Raw genomic sequence first — 15,977 nt, forward strand, 5'->3', positions numbered from 1 at the left:
CGCTCGCATGACCGGCGCGGGCGCCACAGCCGTCATCGCGAGCGCAGTCGAGAAATCCCGCGCTGGCCAGCGGGCGCGCAGTCAGGCAATCAGCGCGGACCGCGAATCGCCAGGCTGAGCCCCGACGCGCCGATGACCATCATTCCGACGACGGTCAGCAAGTCCGGAAAATGGTCGAAGACCAGCCAGCCGAGCAGCGTCGCCCAGACCAGCTGGGTGTAGATCAGCGGCGCGAGCAGCGAGGCCGAAGTCTCGTGGAAGGCGCGGATCAGCAGGAAGTGACCGATGCCGCCGTAGAGACCGAGCGAGATGATCAGCAGGCTCTGCGTCGGCGTCGGCCAGATTCCATCCCAATAGACCGGGAGTGCGGGCAGCATGGCCAGCGTGCCGAGCAAGGCGGTGTAGAACAGCAGACGCATTGGATGCTCTGTGGCGGCGAGCTTGCGGGTCAGAATCTGGTAAGCGGCGTAGCTCAGCGCCGCGCCGAGCGCGTACGCCACGCCGGGACCGAACAGGCTGCCGCCGGGGCGGGCGATGAGCAACACGCCAACGAAACCGGCGATCGTCGCCAGCCAGGTGCGCAACCGTACCTTCTCGCCGAGCAGCGGCGCGGCGAGAAGCGCCACGAGCAGCGGCGCGACGAAGATCAGCGCCGTCGTTTCGGCGAGCGGCAGCGTCTTCAACGCCAGTTGACCGAGCAGCGTAACGGCGACCAGCGTCAGGCCACGCAGGCTCATCAGCCACGGCCGCCCGGTGACGACCAGCCGACGCCCCATGCTTGGCGCGACGGCCGCCAGCATGATCACCAGGTGCACGAGGTAGCGCGCCCAGACGAGCAGCGGTACGGCGAGATAGACGCTGAGGTGTTTGGCGGTTGCGTCGAGCGCGGCAAAAAGGAGCAGCGCCGCCAGGAAGAGCAGGGCGGCGTGCAGGCGAAGCGGCGCGCCGCCCTCGCCAGCCAGGCTGACCTGAGCAGCCTGGCCCGCCTGGCTAACGGCCATGCGCAATCCAGTGGTTGAGACACAGGCGAGCGCTGTCGATGATCTCGCCGGCGGTCAGCCCGACCGGCCCGCAGCCGCTGGTAACCCGCTCCTCGGCGGCGGCGCCGTGCAGGTGTACGGCGGCGAGCAAGGCTTCCAGCCCCGGCCAGCCCTGCGCGAGAAGGGCGACGATCATGCCGCTGAGGACATCGCCGGTGCCTGCCGTGGCCAGCGCCGGATGGCCGGTGGTGTTCACGAACCAGCGCCCGTCGGGCGCGGCGACGATCGTGCCGCAGCCTTTCAGGACCACCAGTGCCTGATACCGGCTGGCGAGTTCGAGCGCCGCACCCGCGCGATCCGCCTGCACCTGCGCGGTGTCGCCGGCGAGCAGGCGCGCGGCCTCGGTCGGGTGCGGCGTAAGCAGCGTCACGGCGCCGCGGTGCGCGCGCGCGCGCACCGCTTCCTGCAATCGCGCCTCTCTGGCCAGCAGGTTCAGCGCATCGGCGTCGAGCAGCAGCGGCAGCTCCAGGGCGCAGGCGCGCAGCAGCAGCTCGCACGCTTCGTCGCTGCCGCCCATTCCCGGGCCACAGGCGAGCGCGCTCAACGCGGTGGCCAGCAACGCCTCGGGGCGGCGCAACATGAGCTCCGGCTGCAGTGGATCGAGCGCCGGCGCCCGTGCATCGATCAGGCCGAGATAAACGCGACCGCTACCCAGCTTCAGCGCCGCGCGTCCGGCGAGAAAGACGGCGCCGACCATGCTGCTCGCACCGCCAAGCACGCCGGCGTTGCCGAAGCTGCCCTTGTGCGTGTTCTTGGCGCGCGGACGCAACCAGGCGGCAAAAAGATCGCTGCCAATGGTGCGCGCGCTGGGCGGCGCCAGGCGCTCGGCATGCAGATCGAGCGCCGCATGGGTGATGCTGCCGCAGTACTCCGGACCGTCGCCGGTGAACAATCCCGGCTTGCCGGCGATGAAGGTGATCGTGTGGCTGGCACGAATCGTCTCGCCACAGCGTCTGCCGGTATCGGCGTCGAGGCCACTCGGGCAGTCGAGGGCGAGCAGCGGACAATGGTGGCGCAACGCCAGCGCGTTGGCCGCCGTCACCAGTTCGGCGAAGGGACCGCTGACCGGGCGCTGCAGGCCAATCCCGAACAGGCCATCGACGATCAGCGACCAGCGTGGGCCGGAAGGAATGGCCTGCAGCGCACTGCCGCCGTCGTCGTCGAAATCCCGATACGCGGCGGCGGCGTCCTCTGGCAAGCGACTGATTTCGCCGAGAAAAACGACGCTCACTGCGAAGCCGCGCTGGCGCAAGTGGCGAGCGGCAACGAAAGCGTCGCCGCCGTTGTTGCCCGGGCCGGCGAGAATCAGCACCGCGCCGCCTTCGAAACGTGACAACGAAGTGGCCAGGTCGGCTGCCGCCTCACCGGCACGCTGCATCAGCGGTTGTGCGGCGGCGGCGGCCTCGATGCGCCGCAAGTCGGCGGCGCGATAAAGCGGTTCGGATCGGATCGGTGTGGTCATCGTCGGATACTAGCCCAGAAGAGGATTGAACATCTGCCGCGCGGCAAGCACCGTTTGGCAGTGGATGCGCACCGTGTCGTCGATGTCGCGTGCGTAGCCGCCGGCCATGGCGATGGCCACCGGGACAGCGCGCTGGCGGCAGGCGGCAAGCACCATTTCGTCACGCGCCGCGAGGCCCGCGAAGCTCAGCGCCAGGCGCCCGAGACGGTCGTCATGATAGGGATCGGCGCCGGCCAGGTAGATCACCAGTTGCGGACGGGCGAGCGCGAAGACACGTTCGAGCGCGCCCGCCAGTTGCGCGAGGTACGCCGCATCGCCGGTCGCGTCGGGCAATTCGATGTCGAGATCGCTGCTCGCCTTGCGAAAAGGGAAATTGCGCGCGCCGTGCATCGAAAAAGTGAAAATTTCTGGGTCATCGGCACAGATGCTCGCCGTGCCGTTTCCCTGATGGACGTCAAGGTCGATCACCGCGACGCGCCGCAGCAGACCCTCGGCCTGCAGCGTGCGGGCAGCCACCGCCGCGTCGTTGAAAACGCAGAATCCCTCGCCATGCGCCGCATGCGCGTGGTGCGTCCCGCCCGCCAGATTGACCGCGCAGCCGGTGTTCAGCGCCGCCCGGCAGGCGGCAATCGTCGCCCCCGCCGAACGCCGCGACCGTTCGACCATGCCCGTGCTCCACGGAAAGCCGATGCGCCGCACCTCGGCAGCGCTCAATTCCCCCGCGCTCACCCGCGCGACGTAAGCCGCGTCGTGGGCGCGGCAAAGCTCTTCGGTCGTGGCGGCCTCCGGGGTCTCGAAGTCGCCGTGATCAAAGGCGCCGGAAGCACGCAAGCGCTCGCGCAGTCGCGCGTACTTTTCCATCGGAAAACGATGGCCGGCGGGCAGCGGCAGGACAAAGGTGTCGGTATAGAAGAGTTTCACGAGGACGGCCAACGGGAAAAGCAGCCCGATTCTAGCCGACGTGGGTTGCCACGGGCCGCTGGAGATCGCCCGATGAATCGGGCTCGTCCCGGGTGCATCCCGACCGCCGCGGGGAAAATCGGGGACGTGCCGCGGGAGCGGCCCCGGTTGCTCAGGTGATCTTGACGCAGGGAAGGCACCTCGACAGTTTGAACTTGTGCCCCTGAGCAAGGGTCAAGACCCCGACTTGCGCGCCAATGGTGGTGACTAGAAATGACATTGGCGATTATTTCGGATTACACTTTTTGTTAGAGGTTGCCTGACGATGCACATCCCCGCTCTATGCATGCTGTTTCTCGTAATCACGCCAACGATCGGAAACGCCCAGATTTCATTCGACAGCCTGAAGGCAGGCGCCGCCAGGGCAGCCAGTGCGGTCGGCGAAACGACGGGAAGTGCGGTCGACGCCGCCGGAGAAGTCGCGGGCAAGGCCACCGAAGCGCTCAAGGAGAGCGTCGATGGCACCACGGAAAGCCTGGGAGACGAGGCGACGCCCGAAGCGACGCGTGCCAAGCTCGATGCGATGGCGAGAAGGACGCTGGCGCGGCTGTTCGCGGAGAAAGCGGATAGCCGCGACCTGTTCGATCGCAGCGCCGGCTACGCGGTATTCGACAAGCGCGAAGCAAGCTTCTACCTCGTCGCCGGCTACGGGCGAGGGGTTGCGGTCGACGCCGACAGCGATGCCCGCGTCTATATGAAGATGGCGACCACCGGCGGCAGCCTCAGTTTCGGTCTCGGCGGCTTCGCGTCGCATGTGGTAATCCTCTTCGAGAACGGCGCCGAGCTCGAGAAATTCATTGCCCGGGGCCTGGATGCCGCCGCCGAGGTGGGCACCATGGCCGGTGAGCAAAAGGATCAGTTCGCGCTGCGTTTCAACGAAGGCAAGGCCGTGTTCGTGTTGACCAACAACGGTTGGAAAGTCGAGGCCAAGCTCACCGGATCGCGCTACTGGCCGGACAGAGCGCTCAATCCGCAGACGAATTAGCAGCCGAATTGGCAGGCAGCCGGAGCCCGCGCAAGCGACCTGGGTCGGCCGCGACAGGGTCTTCCCGGCGCCTCGTCTCGCTCCGATCGGCGGGGCATGGCAGGACCTCCCGCAGCCCCGCCGGCAAGCGCACGACCGTCGGGGCAGCGCTGCGGTCGGCTATAATCGCGGCTCCTCGCCGGTCTTTCCTGGCTTCCCTTCCGCGCAGCCTTGCCTGCCCTTCTCTGCAGCCCGCCCGCCATGGCCGATATCCTGTTTCTCCGCGGTGCCACCGCGTTTTCGTCTTTCCGTTTGCAGGGTCTGCAGCAGCGTGTCGCTGCCACCGTGCCCGGCGTCGCCGGGATGCGCGTCGCCGCTGCCGACTACTGGCACTTCGTCGCCCTGCGCAGCGCACTCGGCGAGAATGAGCGTCGCCAACTCGCCGAACTGCTCGAAGAACAGGCCGCGCAGTCCACCGACGGCGAAGGCGAACTCTTCCTGGTCACCCCCCGCGTCGGCACCATCTCGCCCTGGTCGTCGAAGGCCACCGACATCGCCTGGAACAGCGGCCTGCGCGCCGTCGAGCGCATCGAACGCGGCGTTGCCTTCCGGGTCGACGCCGGCAAGCGCCGCTTGTCGGCAGCCGAGCGCACAACGGTCGCCGCCCTGCTCCACGACCGCATGCTGGAAACGGTGCTCGACGACTTCGCGCAGACCGCCGACCTCTTCCGCCACTTTCCACCGCAGCCACTGGCCAGCGTCGATCTGCTCGCCGGCGGTCACGCCGCGCTGGCCGAAGCCAACGTGCGCCTGGGACTGGCGCTTTCGGACGACGAAGTCGATTACCTCGTCGACCTTTTCCTGAAGGGGCAGCGCAATCCCAGCGACGTCGAGCTGATGATGTTCGCACAGGCCAATTCGGAGCACTGCCGGCACAAGATCTTCAATGCCTCGTGGGTGATCGACGGGCAGGAACGCAGCGAGACGCTGTTCGGAATGATTCGCGAGACGCACGCGGCGCACCCGGCGGGAACCGTCGTTGCCTACTCGGACAATTCTTCGGTCATCGAAGGTGCCACCGTGCCACTGTTCCACCCCGGCGCGGATGGTCGCTACGTCTGGCACGAGGAGCTGACGCACATCCTGGCCAAGGTCGAGACGCACAACCACCCGACGGCGATTTCGCCATTTCCGGGCGCGGCGACCGGTTCCGGCGGCGAGATTCGCGACGAAGGCGCGACCGGCCGCGGCTCGAAACCGAAAGCCGGCCTGTGCGGTTTCTCGGTCTCCAACCTCAACATCCCCGGTGCCATGCAGCCCTGGGAAGCCGAATCGGCCGCCTACGGCCGACCGGCACGCATCGCTTCGCCGCTGGCCATCATGCTCGAGGGGCCGATCGGCGCCGCCGCCTTCAACAACGAATTTGGCCGCCCGAACCTGGCCGGCTATTTCCGCACCTACGAGCAGTTCACGGGGAGCGCCGACAGTCCTCAAGGGCGACTGCTGCGCGGCTACCACAAGCCGATCATGATCGCCGGCGGCGTCGGCAACATCGCCGCCAGCCAGTCGTTCAAGTCCGAAACCCTGCCCGCAGGCACCTTGCTGATCCAGCTCGGCGGTCCCGGCATGCTGATCGGCCTCGGCGGCGGAGCGGCCAGCTCGATGACCACCGGCAGCAACGCCGCCGACCTCGACTTCGCGTCGGTACAGCGCGGCAACCCGGAAATCCAGCGCCGCGCGCAGGAAGTCATCGACCGCTGCTGGCAGATGGGCGCCCCCGCTGGCGATGGCTCAGCGGCCGGCGACGGCAATCCGATTCTCTCGCTGCATGACGTCGGCGCCGGCGGCATTTCCAACGCCTTGCCCGAACTGGCGCACGGCGCCGGCTGCGGCGCGCGCTTCGAGCTGCGTGCGGTGAACATCGAGGAGCCGGGAATGTCGCCGGCCGAAATCTGGTGCAACGAAGCGCAGGAACGCTACGTGATGGCCGTCGCACCCGATCGCCTGGCCGAATTCACGGCGCTCTGCGCACGCGAGCGCTGCCCCTTCGCGGTCGTCGGCGTAACCACCGACGAGAAGCGCCTGGTCGTCGCCGACAGCCACTTCGGCAACCAGCCCGTCGATATGGACATGGACGCGCTGCTCGGCAAGCCGCCACGGATGACGCGCAGCGCCACGCACCTGCCGCCGCTGGGCGTGCCTTTCGACGCCACCGCGGTGGATCTCAGGGAAGCGGCCGGTCGTGTGCTGCGCCTGCCGGCGGTCGCCGACAAGACGTTCCTGATCAGCATCGGCGACCGCAGCGTCGGCGGACTGACCGCGCGTGACCAGATGGTCGGCCCGTGGCAGGTGCCCTGCGCCGACGTGGCGGTGACGCTGATGGCCTTTCACGGCTACCTCGGCGAAGCCTTCGCGATCGGCGAACGCACGCCATTGGCGGTGCTCGACGCACCCGCTTCCGGACGCATGGCCGTCGGCGAAGCGATCACCAACATCGCCGCCGCCGACATCGCCGCGCTCGGCGACGTCAAGCTGTCGGCCAACTGGATGGCTGCCGCGGGTTTCCCCGGCGAAGACGCGCGCCTGTTCGACACCGTGCGCGCGGTTTCCGACCTCTGCCAGCAACTCGGCGTCGCCATCCCGGTCGGCAAGGATTCACTGTCCATGCGTACCGCGTGGCAGGAAGGCGGCGACGAAAAAGCGGGTGAGCAGAAACAGGTCGTCTCGCCCCTGTCGCTGATCGTCACCGGCTTCGCGCGCGTCCAGGATGCCCGCCGGACGCTGACCCCGCAACTGGTACTCGACGCCGGCGAGACCGACCTCCTGCTGATCGACCTCGGCGCGGGCCGCAACCGCCTCGGCGGTTCGGCGCTGGCGCAGGTGTTCAACGCCACCGGCAGCGAAGCACCGGACGTCGACGACCCGGCCCGCCTGGTCGCCTTCTTCGGCGCCGTCCGCAAGCTGGCCGCCGGCGATCTGCTGCTCGCCTACCACGACCGCTCCGACGGCGGCCTCTTCGCCACCGTCTGCGAAATGGCCTTCGCCGCGCACTGCGGCGTCTCGATCGACACCGACAGCCTGTGCTACGACCCGCTGATCAACGACGTCGATGGCAACGAGAAGCGGCCCGATCTGCTCGGCGGACGTTCCTTCGAGCTGCTGATGCGCGCGCTGTTCAGCGAGGAACTCGGCGCGGTGCTGCAGATTCGCCGCGCCGAGCGCAGCCAGGTGATGAATATTCTGCGGGCTGCCGGGCTCGGCGCCTGCAGCCAGTTCATCGGTTCGCCCAACCCCTGGGACCAGGTGCGCATCATCCGCAATGCCAAGGCAGTGCTCGCCGAACCGCGCGTCGAACTGCAACGCGCCTGGTCGGAGACCAGTTTCCGCATGCAGCAATTGCGTGACAACCCGGAATGCGCGCAGCAGGCTTACGACCGCATCCTCGACAGTGCCGACAGCGGCCTTTCGGTGACCCTGAGCTTCGATCCGGGCGACGATATTGCCGCGCCGATGATCAACAGCGGGGCGCGCCCGCGCGTCGCGATTCTGCGCGAACAGGGCGTCAACGGGCACGTCGAGATGGCCGCCGCCTTCGATCGCGCCGGCTTCGCCGCCATCGACGTACACATGAGCGACATCCTCGCCGGCCGTGTCGAACTCGCCGATTTCAAGGGCGCCGTCGCCTGCGGCGGCTTTTCCTACGGGGACGTCCTCGGCGCCGGCCAGGGCTGGGCGCGGACGATCCTTTTCAACGCGCGCGCACGCGACAGCTTCTCGGCTTTCTTCGCCCGCCCGGACAGCTTCGCCCTCGGCGTCTGCAACGGCTGCCAGATGATGAGTGCGCTGAAGGAGATGATCCCCGGCGCCGACGCCTGGCCGCGGTTCGAGCGCAACCGCGTCGAGCAGTTCGAGGCGCGCTTTTCGCTGGTCGAAGTGCCCGACTCGCCGTCCGCCTTTTTTGCCGGCATGGCCGGCAGCCGCTTGCCGGTGGTCGTCTCACACGGCGAGGGGCGCGCTGTCTTCGCGTCGGCTGGGCAGCAGGCAAGCGCTTTGGTGGCCATGCGCTACGTCGATCCGGCCGGGCAGCCAACCGAGCGCTATCCGGACAACCCGAACGGCTCGCCGGCCGGCATCACCGGTGTTACGACCGCGGACGGCCGTTTCACGATCATGATGCCGCACCCCGAACGTGTTTTTCGCAGCGTCCAGATGTCGTGGCGCCCGGCCGATTGGGACGCGCGCGGCTGGCACGATTCGCCCTGGCTAAGGATGTTCCGCAACGCGCGGAGCTGGGTTGGCTAATGCAGGACTGGTGTATGTAGAGATGCCCGAATGGCCACCGCGGGCCAGTTCGTCATCACTTTCAGATGGCTGCCAGAATTGAAAAAGGCGCCGGCTTTGCCGGCGCCTTTTCTCATTGCGTACTACAGAGTCGAGTTACTGAATCTTCGCCTTGGCGCGCAGATCGATGACCAGCTTCTGGATCTGTTCCTGCTGCAAGCGTTGCGCCAGTTGCTGCTTGATCTGGTCGAAGGGCGGCGGAGTCAGCGGGCGGCTGTCCTCGAGCAGGATCACGTGATAGCCGAAATCGGTCTTCACCGGCGTTTCGGTGTACTTGCCCTTGGCCAGCCCGGTGACCGCGTCGCCAAAAGGCTTGACGTAGTTGGCCGGGCTGCTCCAGCCGAGGTCGCCGCCTTTCTCGCGTGACCCCGGATCCTTCGACTGCTTGGCCAGGTCTTCGAATTTTTCGCCTTTCTTGAGCTTGACGATGATCAGCTTGGCGTCCTCTTCGTTTTCGACCAGCACATGGCGCACCTTGTACTCGGTACCACCCATCTGGGCCTTGACGCGGTCATACGCGGCCTTGACCTGCTCGTCGCTGATCGGATGCTTCTTGATGTAGTCCTGGATAAAGGCGCGGATAAAGATCGCCTGCCGTGCCAGATCGGCCTGCGCAGCGACGTCGGCCTGCTTGTCGAGGCCCATTTTCTTGGCTTCCTGGGCGAGCAACTCGCGGCGGATGAGTTCTTCCTTGATCGCGTTCTTCAACTCGGGCGTCGCGGGTGTCCCCTGTGCTTCCTGTTCGGCCAGGAAGGCGCCGGCAACGTTATCGGAAATGGCGACGCCGTTTACGGTCACCAGGGTACCGCCCTTGGCCGCGACCGCCGGCAGGGAAATCATTGCGCCGAGCAGCAGCGCGCTAGCCAGCTTGGTGAGTTTGTGCATGTCTGTCTTCCTTCTGTTGGAGTGAGATTCGATTTGTGGATTGGTGAAACAAGCCTGATCAGGAGTTGACCGCAGACGTCGAGGCAGCTTCGTCGGGGGTCAGCGCCCTGATGCTCAGTGCGTGAATCGCACTACGCATCAGATCGCCAAGAGCGTCATGAACCATGCGGTGCCTGGCGACACGGCTGTGGCCGACAAAAGCGGGCGAAACGATCAGCAGGCGATAGTGCGCGCCGCCGCCACGGGCCCCTTCGTGACCGGCGTGCCGAGCCGAGTCGTCGATCAGCTCGCTACGTAGTGGTGTCAGAACCGCCAGCCTCTGCTGGATGACCCCTTCCCTGTCGGCAGCAGCACCGGCAGCGTGCTGATCGCTCACGCCGGCAGGGCTTTCTTGAACGGCTTGACGGAGACCAACTGGTAAACGCCGGCGGCCACATAGGGGTCAAGGTCAGCCCACGCGCGCGCCGCTGCGAGCGAGGAAAACTCGGCGACGATCAGGCTTCCCGAGAAACCGGCTGGCCCGGGGTCCGGAGAGTCGATCGCCGGAAAAGGGCCGGCCAGGAGCAGGCGGCCTTCTGCTTCCAGCGCCTTCAGACGGGCGACGTGCGCCGGCCGGGCCGCGAGCCGGTCGGCCAGCGAATCCGGGCGGTCTTCGCCGACGATGGCGTAAAGCATCATTCCTTTTCCTCGATATGTTTCGACAACAGCAAGCCCTGTGCGAGCACAAAGACCAGCGTCAGGCCAGTGGCGCCGAAGAGCTTGAAGTTGACCCAGTCGTCAGTCGAAAAGTTGAAGGCGACCAGGAGATTGACGATTCCCATGAAAACGAAGAATCCCATCCACGCCCAGTTCAGCTTGTCCCAGGCAGCGTCGGGCAGATCCATCTGTCCGGCCATCAGCATGCGAATCAGGTTCTTGCGGCGAAAGAGCACGCCGCCGAGCAAGGTCAAGGCAAACGCCCAGTAGAGGATGGTCGGTTTCCACTTGATGAACGCTTCATCATGCAGGAGCAGGGTCATGCCGCCAAAGACGGTGATCACCGCCAGGCTGACCCAGAGCATGGTGTCGATCTTGCGGCCCCTGAACAGCAACCAGGCGATCTGCGCAAAAGTGGCGACGATTGCCACTCCGGTGGCGACATAGAGGTCGGCGACCTTGTAAGCAACGAAAAAAAGGATGACGGGGAAGAGGTCGAAGAGGAACTTCATCAGGACGAGCCGCAAAAATATCCGCTGATTATGGCCGATTTGCCGCGCTGCTGTCCATTTTCGAGAATGCCGTGCGGCCGTTCACGGCAGCGCCCGACGCGCACGCCAGGAAAATCGGGTAGCCTTGGTGGCCCCGTCGTATTGACCACCGATGCTCGCCCAACAATCCCGCCTGATTGTCGCGCACGCGACACCAATGCTGATCGCGCAGCTGACGTCGATGGGCATGATGGTCATCGACACCGCCCTGCTCGGCCACTACGGGACCGAAGACCTGGCGGCGGTGGCCGTCGGCGGCGGCATCTACATCTCGGTGCTGTTTGCCTTCGCCGGCATCCTGCAGGCCGTCGCGCCATGCGTCGCCCACCGGCGTGGCGCCGGCCGGGAGAACGAGATCGCCGGCGCCCTGCAACAGGCGTTCTGGCTGGCGCTGCTGCTGACCGTCCCGGGCATTCTCGTTCTGCTCCACCCCGAGCCGCTGTTCGCGCTCTCGCGAATCGACCCGGGCGTCGAGAAGAAAGCACGCGCCTACCTGAGCCTGCTCGCCGTGGGACTGCCGGCGGCGCTCATCTACCGGACTTTCCACGCCTTCTGCAACGCGCTTGGCAAGCCCCGCCCGCTGCTGGTCATCAGCATCGCCAGCACGCTGCTGCACGCGCTGCTGGCATGGCTTCTGGTCACCGGGCGCTGGGGTGGCGAAGCGCTCGGCGTCCTCGGCTGCGGCATCTCGAACGCCGTCGTCGGCTGGTTCTCGATGCTCGCCGCGGCCGGCTACCTGATGTTCGCCAAGGCACTGCAGCCCTACCAGCCACTCGCCAACTGGCAGGCGCCGCGCCGCCGCCCGCTGACTGAACTGCTGCGCCTCGGCGTGCCGATGGGCTTCTCGAACTTTGTCGAAATTTCCTCATTCACGCTGATGGCGCTGTTCATCGCCCAACTCGGGGCGACGGTGGTCGCCGGTCACCGCATCGTCGCCAACCTCGCCGCTCTCTGCTACATGTTGCCGCTGGCGCTGGCCATTGCCACTCTGGCGCAGGTCGGCTACAACGCCGGCGCACGCGACTGGCCACGCGCGCAGGCTTCGGCAACGGCCGGCCTGTTGCTCGCCGGCGTCCTGTCGACGCTGCTCGGCGGGCTGCTCTGGCTGCTCGCCGTGCCGCTGACCGCCGCTTACAGCGACGACCCCGCGGTACAGTCCGTGGCCCTGGGCCTGCTCGGCTACGTCGCCTTCTACCAGCTTTTCGACGCCGTGCAGACGATCGCCGCGCACGCGCTGCGCGGCTACCGGATTACCTTCATTCCCATGCTGGTGCACATCGTCTGCTTCTGGGGCGTCGGCCTCGGCGGCGGCTGGGTGCTGGCCTTCACGGGCAGTCGACCGCTCGGGGCAGCCGGCTTCTGGCTGGCCTCCCTGCTGGGCCTGGTACTGGCATCGATCCTGCTCAGCACCCTGCTGCGGCGCGCGCTGCAGTGGGTGGAGGAGTAGCCTGCGGCCGCGTTCGGCGCGGGCGAAGCGACGGCAGTCGTCGAGTCCCTGTACGGCGAGCTCGACGGTCTCGCCGAGCGAGCATCTTCCTGCGGCAAGGAGTGGGGATCGTCCGAGTCCGCGCGATGCACTGCCGCGGGCCAATCCGGCAGCGAAGGGGCGGAACACTGGGTCGAGCCATAAAGTTTCCGCTCGGATTGCCGTTTCATGACCTGAATCGCGGCAAGACCATGGCCGCGCAATGCTTTCTTGACCCCTTGCAGGAGAAATCCCGATGTTCACCAGACTGTTACTGAGCCTCGTCGTTGCCCTGACCCTCGCCAGCACGCCGAGCGCTGCGGTCGACTCGAGGCCGGAAACGCCGACCACCATCAGTCACGCAAAGATCATCTCCGTCGACGAGGCCAGGATCTTGCTCGAGACGAAAGCAGCCCGCGTCTTCGATACCCGCAACGCGCTCAACTTCGGCAAGGGCCACGTCCCTGGCGCGACCCTTCTCGCCTACAAGGAAAAAAGCGAGTTCGCAGCCGATTTCGACGCGTCGCAGGACTCCTTCGACCTCAGCAAGCTGCCCGCCGACAAGAACGCCACGATCGTCATTTACAGCCATGGCCCGCAAGGCTGGAAGTCGTACAAGGCGGCCGTATTGTCGGCCAGGGCGGGATACCGGAACGTGCTCTGGATGCGCGAGGGTTTCGCCGGCTGGACGGCGCTGGGTCTGGCGGTCGAATAGCCGGCGCGACACGCCGTCAATGGCGAAGGCACCCATGACACTACGCGCCCGGCTGCTCAGTATCGTCCTGCTTTCACTGGCCTTGGTCAGCTTTCTGATCGCGGCAGTGGTGCACGGCTACGGAAGCATCGAGAACAAATCGGCAATGGCCGATACCGCTGCCGAGCAGTTCATCAGCCTGCAGCTGGCCTTGCGCGGGCTCGACGAGACGGTCCTCACCGAAGGCACCGCTGCCGCCCGGCGGCTGGTTGCCGAGAGCATGCACAGGGTCGCCAGAACATGGCCGACATTGATCGCGCAAAGCGATGACCCCGCGCAGCAGGCGCAACTGAAAAGTGTCCTGCAGCCCCGTTGGCGAGAATTCAGCGATGGCGTCGACAGCTTTCTGGCGATTCGACTGCCGGGCCCCGATAACGACGAAGCGATGATCGCCTTTGGCAGATTGATCACCCAGGCCCAGCGGTTGAGCGCCGAGCTCGACGAGCTGCGCGTCTCGGCCAGGGCGTCGGCTGTGGCCGAGGCAGACCGCCTGAGGGGTCTCGCAACCGCCGGTGTGGTGTTCATGGCCATCGCTCTGCTGGCGACCTTCGTCTGGGCTTACCGCGGCATCATGCGGCCGATCTCGAGCCTCGTCGGAGCCATGAGCGAGGTGTCGCAGGGCGGCAACTACGGCGCCCGCGCGGCGGTCGCGTCAAACGACGAGATCGGCGCCCTGGCCAGGGGGTTCAACGTCATGCTCGAACAGATCGAGGATCGCGGCCAGCGCCTGGCCGCGCACCGTGACGTCCTCGAAAACGAAGTCGAGTTGCGCACCGCCGAACTGCGTCACGCCAAGGACCTGGCCGAAGCCGGCAGCCGCGCCAAGAGCGAATTCCTGGCCACCATGAGCCACGAGATCCGCACGCCGATGAACGGCATTCTCGGGATGACCGAACTGCTGCGCAGCACGACGCTCAGCGCCCAGCAACGCCGCTTCACCGACGCCGTCTACCAGTCCGGCGAGCATCTGCTGAACATCATCAACGACATCCTCGATTTCTCGAAGATCGAAGCCGGTCGGCTGGAGATCGAAAGCATCGACTTTAACCTCCGCCAGCTGATCGAGGACGTCGGCTGCCTGTTCGCCCAGGCGGCCGAGGCCAAGGGTCTGGAGATGGTCTGCAGCGTGCCGCACGACCTGCCGGTGGCGGTGCGCGGCGACCCGGTGCGTATCCGCCAGATCATGACCAACCTGGTCAGCAACGCGATCAAGTTCACCGCCGAGGGCGAGGTCGTCGTTCGCCTCACCCTGCTGGCAGAGACCCCCGCGCAGGCCCGCTTCCGCTTCGAAGTCGAGGATAGCGGCATCGGCATCGACGCGCAGGCGCAGGAGCGCGTGTTCAGCGCCTTCATCCAGGCCGATAGTTCGACCACCCGCCAGTACGGCGGCAGCGGCCTGGGCCTGGCCATCGCCAGGCGCCTGGTCGAGACGATGGAGGGCGAAATAGGCCTGCACAGCGAGCCCGGGCACGGCACGCTTTTCTGGTTCGAGATCCCGCTGCTCAAGCAGGATGCGCAGGCGCGCGCCGTGGTCGATAGGGCCGAACGCCTGAGCGGCTTGCGCGTGCTGGTCGTCGATGACAACGCCACCAATCGCGAGATCCTCGCCCACCAGCTCGCCGGCTGGTCGATGCACGCGGCCGACGCGGGCAGCGGACGCGAGGCGCTGCAGACCCTGCAGCAAGCGAGCGCCGAGCCTTTCGACCTCGCCATCCTCGATCTGCACATGCCCGAGATGGACGGTTTCACGCTCGCCCAGGCGATCAAGGCAGAAGCCCGCTGGCAAGGCTTGCCGCTGGTGATGCTGTCGTCGGTCAGCGTCGGCAGCGATCAGGTGCGCCGGCGGCAGGCACCGATCGACTACTACCTGACCAAGCCGGTGCGCCAGTCGGATCTCTACGACGCGATCGCCACGGCGATGTCGCAACAGACGCCGACCGGCACGTCGGCGCAGTCCCTGTCCCTGCCTTCAGCGCAGGCGCGCGCCGACGAACTGCCCGCGAAGCTGTGCGGTCGGGTTCTGGTGGCCGAAGACAACCCGGTCAATCAGCAGGTGGCGGCGGCCATGCTCGAGTCGCTGGGGCTGCATTGCAGCCTGGCCGACAACGGCCGCCGGGCGATCGAACGACTGCAGCAGGACACTTTCGACCTCGTGCTGATGGATTGCCAGATGCCCGAAATGGACGGTTTCGAGGCCACGGCCGAAATCCGCTCCCGGCAGGGTGACGGCCGCCTGCGCGGCGACTTGCCGATCATCGCCCTGACCGCCAACGCCGTCGACGGTGACCGCGAGCGCTGCCTGGCGGCGGGGATGGACGATTACCTGAGCAAGCCGTTCTCGCGCGAGCGCCTGCTCGCAACCTTGCAGCGCTGGCTGCCGCCGGCAAGCGCCGACGCCGCGACCACCGCGCCGGCGGCGGCGGCCCAGAGACCGCCCGCCCCCCCCAACGAGGACGCGGCCGGGAGCAGCGACGGGCCGCTCAACCCGCGCGCGCTCGACGCCATCCGCCGACTGCCGGGACCAAACGGCGCCTTGCTGGTCCAGAAAGTGATCGCCGCCTATCTGGCAGACACCCCGCCACGTTTCGAGCACCTGCGGGCCGCCGCCGACGCGGGCGATGCCGAAGCCTTGCGCAAGGCCGCGCACGCGCTGAAATCCAGCAGCGCCAACGTCGGCGCCGAGCAGCTCGCAGGGCTGTGCAGGGAACTCGAAGCAATCGGCCAAAAAGGCAGCACCGCCGGCGTGGAAACGCTGCTCTCGGCGGCGGAAGAGGAACTGGCACGGACCCTGGCGGCGCTGAGGAACGAGCGGACGCGGCCCGCCGAACATGTACTCGCTGAGCAGGAATTGTGATCGCC

At 66.8% G+C, this 15,977-nt stretch carries 12 protein-coding genes; 5 read left to right on the top strand and 7 right to left on the bottom strand.

Annotated elements, in window-relative coordinates; all coding sequences use genetic code 11:
* Positions 1 to 89 precede the first annotated feature (89 nt).
* From QZ634_RS16365 to QZ634_RS16375, 3 genes are read right to left on the bottom strand one after another with little or no spacing between them, the layout of a single operon-like run.
* Positions 90 to 1,001 carry a DMT family transporter gene (locus tag QZ634_RS16365; RefSeq protein WP_291990203.1) on the bottom strand — a complete coding sequence of 304 codons (912 nt, stop codon included), beginning with the start codon at positions 999 to 1,001 and terminating at the stop codon, positions 90 to 92.
* Positions 991 to 2,502, bottom strand: a complete 1,512-nt coding sequence (locus QZ634_RS16370) for an NAD(P)H-hydrate dehydratase (protein WP_291990205.1) — start codon at positions 2,500 to 2,502, stop codon at positions 991 to 993. Before QZ634_RS16370 ends, QZ634_RS16365 begins: the two co-directional genes overlap by 11 nt.
* A gap of 9 nt (positions 2,503 to 2,511) precedes the next feature.
* Positions 2,512 to 3,423: a histone deacetylase gene (locus QZ634_RS16375; protein WP_291990207.1), complete on the bottom strand. Its 912-nt coding sequence runs from the start codon at positions 3,421 to 3,423 to the stop codon at positions 2,512 to 2,514.
* A gap of 304 nt (positions 3,424 to 3,727) precedes the next feature.
* On the opposite strand from QZ634_RS16375, the gene QZ634_RS16380 reads away from it, so the two are divergent.
* Both QZ634_RS16380 and purL read left to right on the top strand, forming a co-directional pair.
* The gene (locus QZ634_RS16380; RefSeq protein WP_291990209.1) at positions 3,728 to 4,447 is read left to right on the top strand and encodes a hypothetical protein; all 720 of its coding nucleotides are present in this window, start codon (positions 3,728 to 3,730) and stop codon (positions 4,445 to 4,447) included.
* 240 nt (positions 4,448 to 4,687) lie between these two features.
* A complete protein-coding gene (gene purL / locus QZ634_RS16385; RefSeq protein WP_291990211.1) occupies positions 4,688 to 8,728 on the top strand; it encodes a phosphoribosylformylglycinamidine synthase in 4,041 nt (1,346 codons plus the stop codon).
* 135 nt (positions 8,729 to 8,863) lie between these two features.
* Here the strand turns inward: purL and QZ634_RS16390 are convergent, their stop codons facing one another.
* From QZ634_RS16390 to QZ634_RS16405, 4 genes are read right to left on the bottom strand one after another with little or no spacing between them, the layout of a single operon-like run.
* Entirely contained in the window at positions 8,864 to 9,652 is a 789-nt protein-coding gene (locus QZ634_RS16390) for a peptidyl-prolyl cis-trans isomerase (protein ID WP_043563088.1), read from the bottom strand.
* A 58-nt stretch (positions 9,653 to 9,710) separates the two neighbouring features.
* The gene (locus tag QZ634_RS16395; RefSeq protein ID WP_291990213.1) at positions 9,711 to 10,028 is read right to left on the bottom strand and encodes a BolA family protein; all 318 of its coding nucleotides are present in this window, start codon (positions 10,026 to 10,028) and stop codon (positions 9,711 to 9,713) included.
* The gene (locus QZ634_RS16400) at positions 10,025 to 10,327 is read right to left on the bottom strand and encodes a YciI family protein (protein WP_291990673.1); all 303 of its coding nucleotides are present in this window, start codon (positions 10,325 to 10,327) and stop codon (positions 10,025 to 10,027) included. Before QZ634_RS16400 ends, QZ634_RS16395 begins: the two co-directional genes overlap by 4 nt.
* Positions 10,327 to 10,860, bottom strand: coding sequence for a septation protein A (locus tag QZ634_RS16405; protein ID WP_291990215.1), 534 nt, complete (start codon positions 10,858 to 10,860; stop codon positions 10,327 to 10,329). The genes QZ634_RS16400 and QZ634_RS16405 overlap by 1 nt, the downstream gene beginning before the upstream one ends.
* A gap of 151 nt (positions 10,861 to 11,011) precedes the next feature.
* On the opposite strand from QZ634_RS16405, the gene QZ634_RS16410 reads away from it, so the two are divergent.
* The 3 genes from QZ634_RS16410 (at position 11,012) to QZ634_RS16420 (ending at position 15,972) form a co-directional block, all read left to right on the top strand.
* On the top strand, positions 11,012 to 12,346 hold the full coding sequence (locus tag QZ634_RS16410) for an MATE family efflux transporter (protein ID WP_291990217.1): 1,335 nt from the start codon (positions 11,012 to 11,014) through the stop codon (positions 12,344 to 12,346).
* Positions 12,347 to 12,620: 274 nt separating this feature from the next.
* On the top strand, positions 12,621 to 13,079 hold the full coding sequence (locus QZ634_RS16415) for a rhodanese-like domain-containing protein (protein WP_043563082.1): 459 nt from the start codon (positions 12,621 to 12,623) through the stop codon (positions 13,077 to 13,079).
* Between the two features lie 34 nt (positions 13,080 to 13,113).
* Positions 13,114 to 15,972 (top strand): response regulator, encoded by a 2,859-nt coding sequence (locus QZ634_RS16420; protein WP_291990219.1) that lies wholly within the window; start codon positions 13,114 to 13,116, stop codon positions 15,970 to 15,972.
* Positions 15,973 to 15,977 lie beyond the last annotated feature (5 nt).

It is taken from the genome of Candidatus Accumulibacter sp. ACC007, assembly GCF_907163205.1.
GTDB classification, from domain to species: domain Bacteria; phylum Pseudomonadota; class Gammaproteobacteria; order Burkholderiales; family Rhodocyclaceae; genus Accumulibacter; species Accumulibacter regalis.

Excerpts from the sequence above, each read along its gene's own strand:
- QZ634_RS16370 (WP_291990205.1), bottom strand. The coding sequence starts at position 2,502 with ATGACCACACCGATCCGATCCGAACCGCTTTATCGCGCCGCCGACTTG.
- QZ634_RS16410 (WP_291990217.1), top strand. The coding sequence starts at position 11,012 with ATGCTCGCCCAACAATCCCGCCTGATTGTCGCGCACGCGACACCAATG.
- QZ634_RS16420 (WP_291990219.1), top strand. The coding sequence starts at position 13,114 with ATGACACTACGCGCCCGGCTGCTCAGTATCGTCCTGCTTTCACTGGCC.
- QZ634_RS16415 (WP_043563082.1), top strand. The coding sequence starts at position 12,621 with ATGTTCACCAGACTGTTACTGAGCCTCGTCGTTGCCCTGACCCTCGCC.
- QZ634_RS16405 (WP_291990215.1), bottom strand. The coding sequence starts at position 10,860 with ATGAAGTTCCTCTTCGACCTCTTCCCCGTCATCCTTTTTTTCGTTGCT.
- purL (WP_291990211.1), top strand. The coding sequence starts at position 4,688 with ATGGCCGATATCCTGTTTCTCCGCGGTGCCACCGCGTTTTCGTCTTTC.
- QZ634_RS16390 (WP_043563088.1), bottom strand. The coding sequence starts at position 9,652 with ATGCACAAACTCACCAAGCTGGCTAGCGCGCTGCTGCTCGGCGCAATG.
- QZ634_RS16400 (WP_291990673.1), bottom strand. The coding sequence starts at position 10,327 with ATGCTTTACGCCATCGTCGGCGAAGACCGCCCGGATTCGCTGGCCGAC.
- QZ634_RS16380 (WP_291990209.1), top strand. The coding sequence starts at position 3,728 with ATGCACATCCCCGCTCTATGCATGCTGTTTCTCGTAATCACGCCAACG.
- QZ634_RS16365 (WP_291990203.1), bottom strand. The coding sequence starts at position 1,001 with ATGGCCGTTAGCCAGGCGGGCCAGGCTGCTCAGGTCAGCCTGGCTGGC.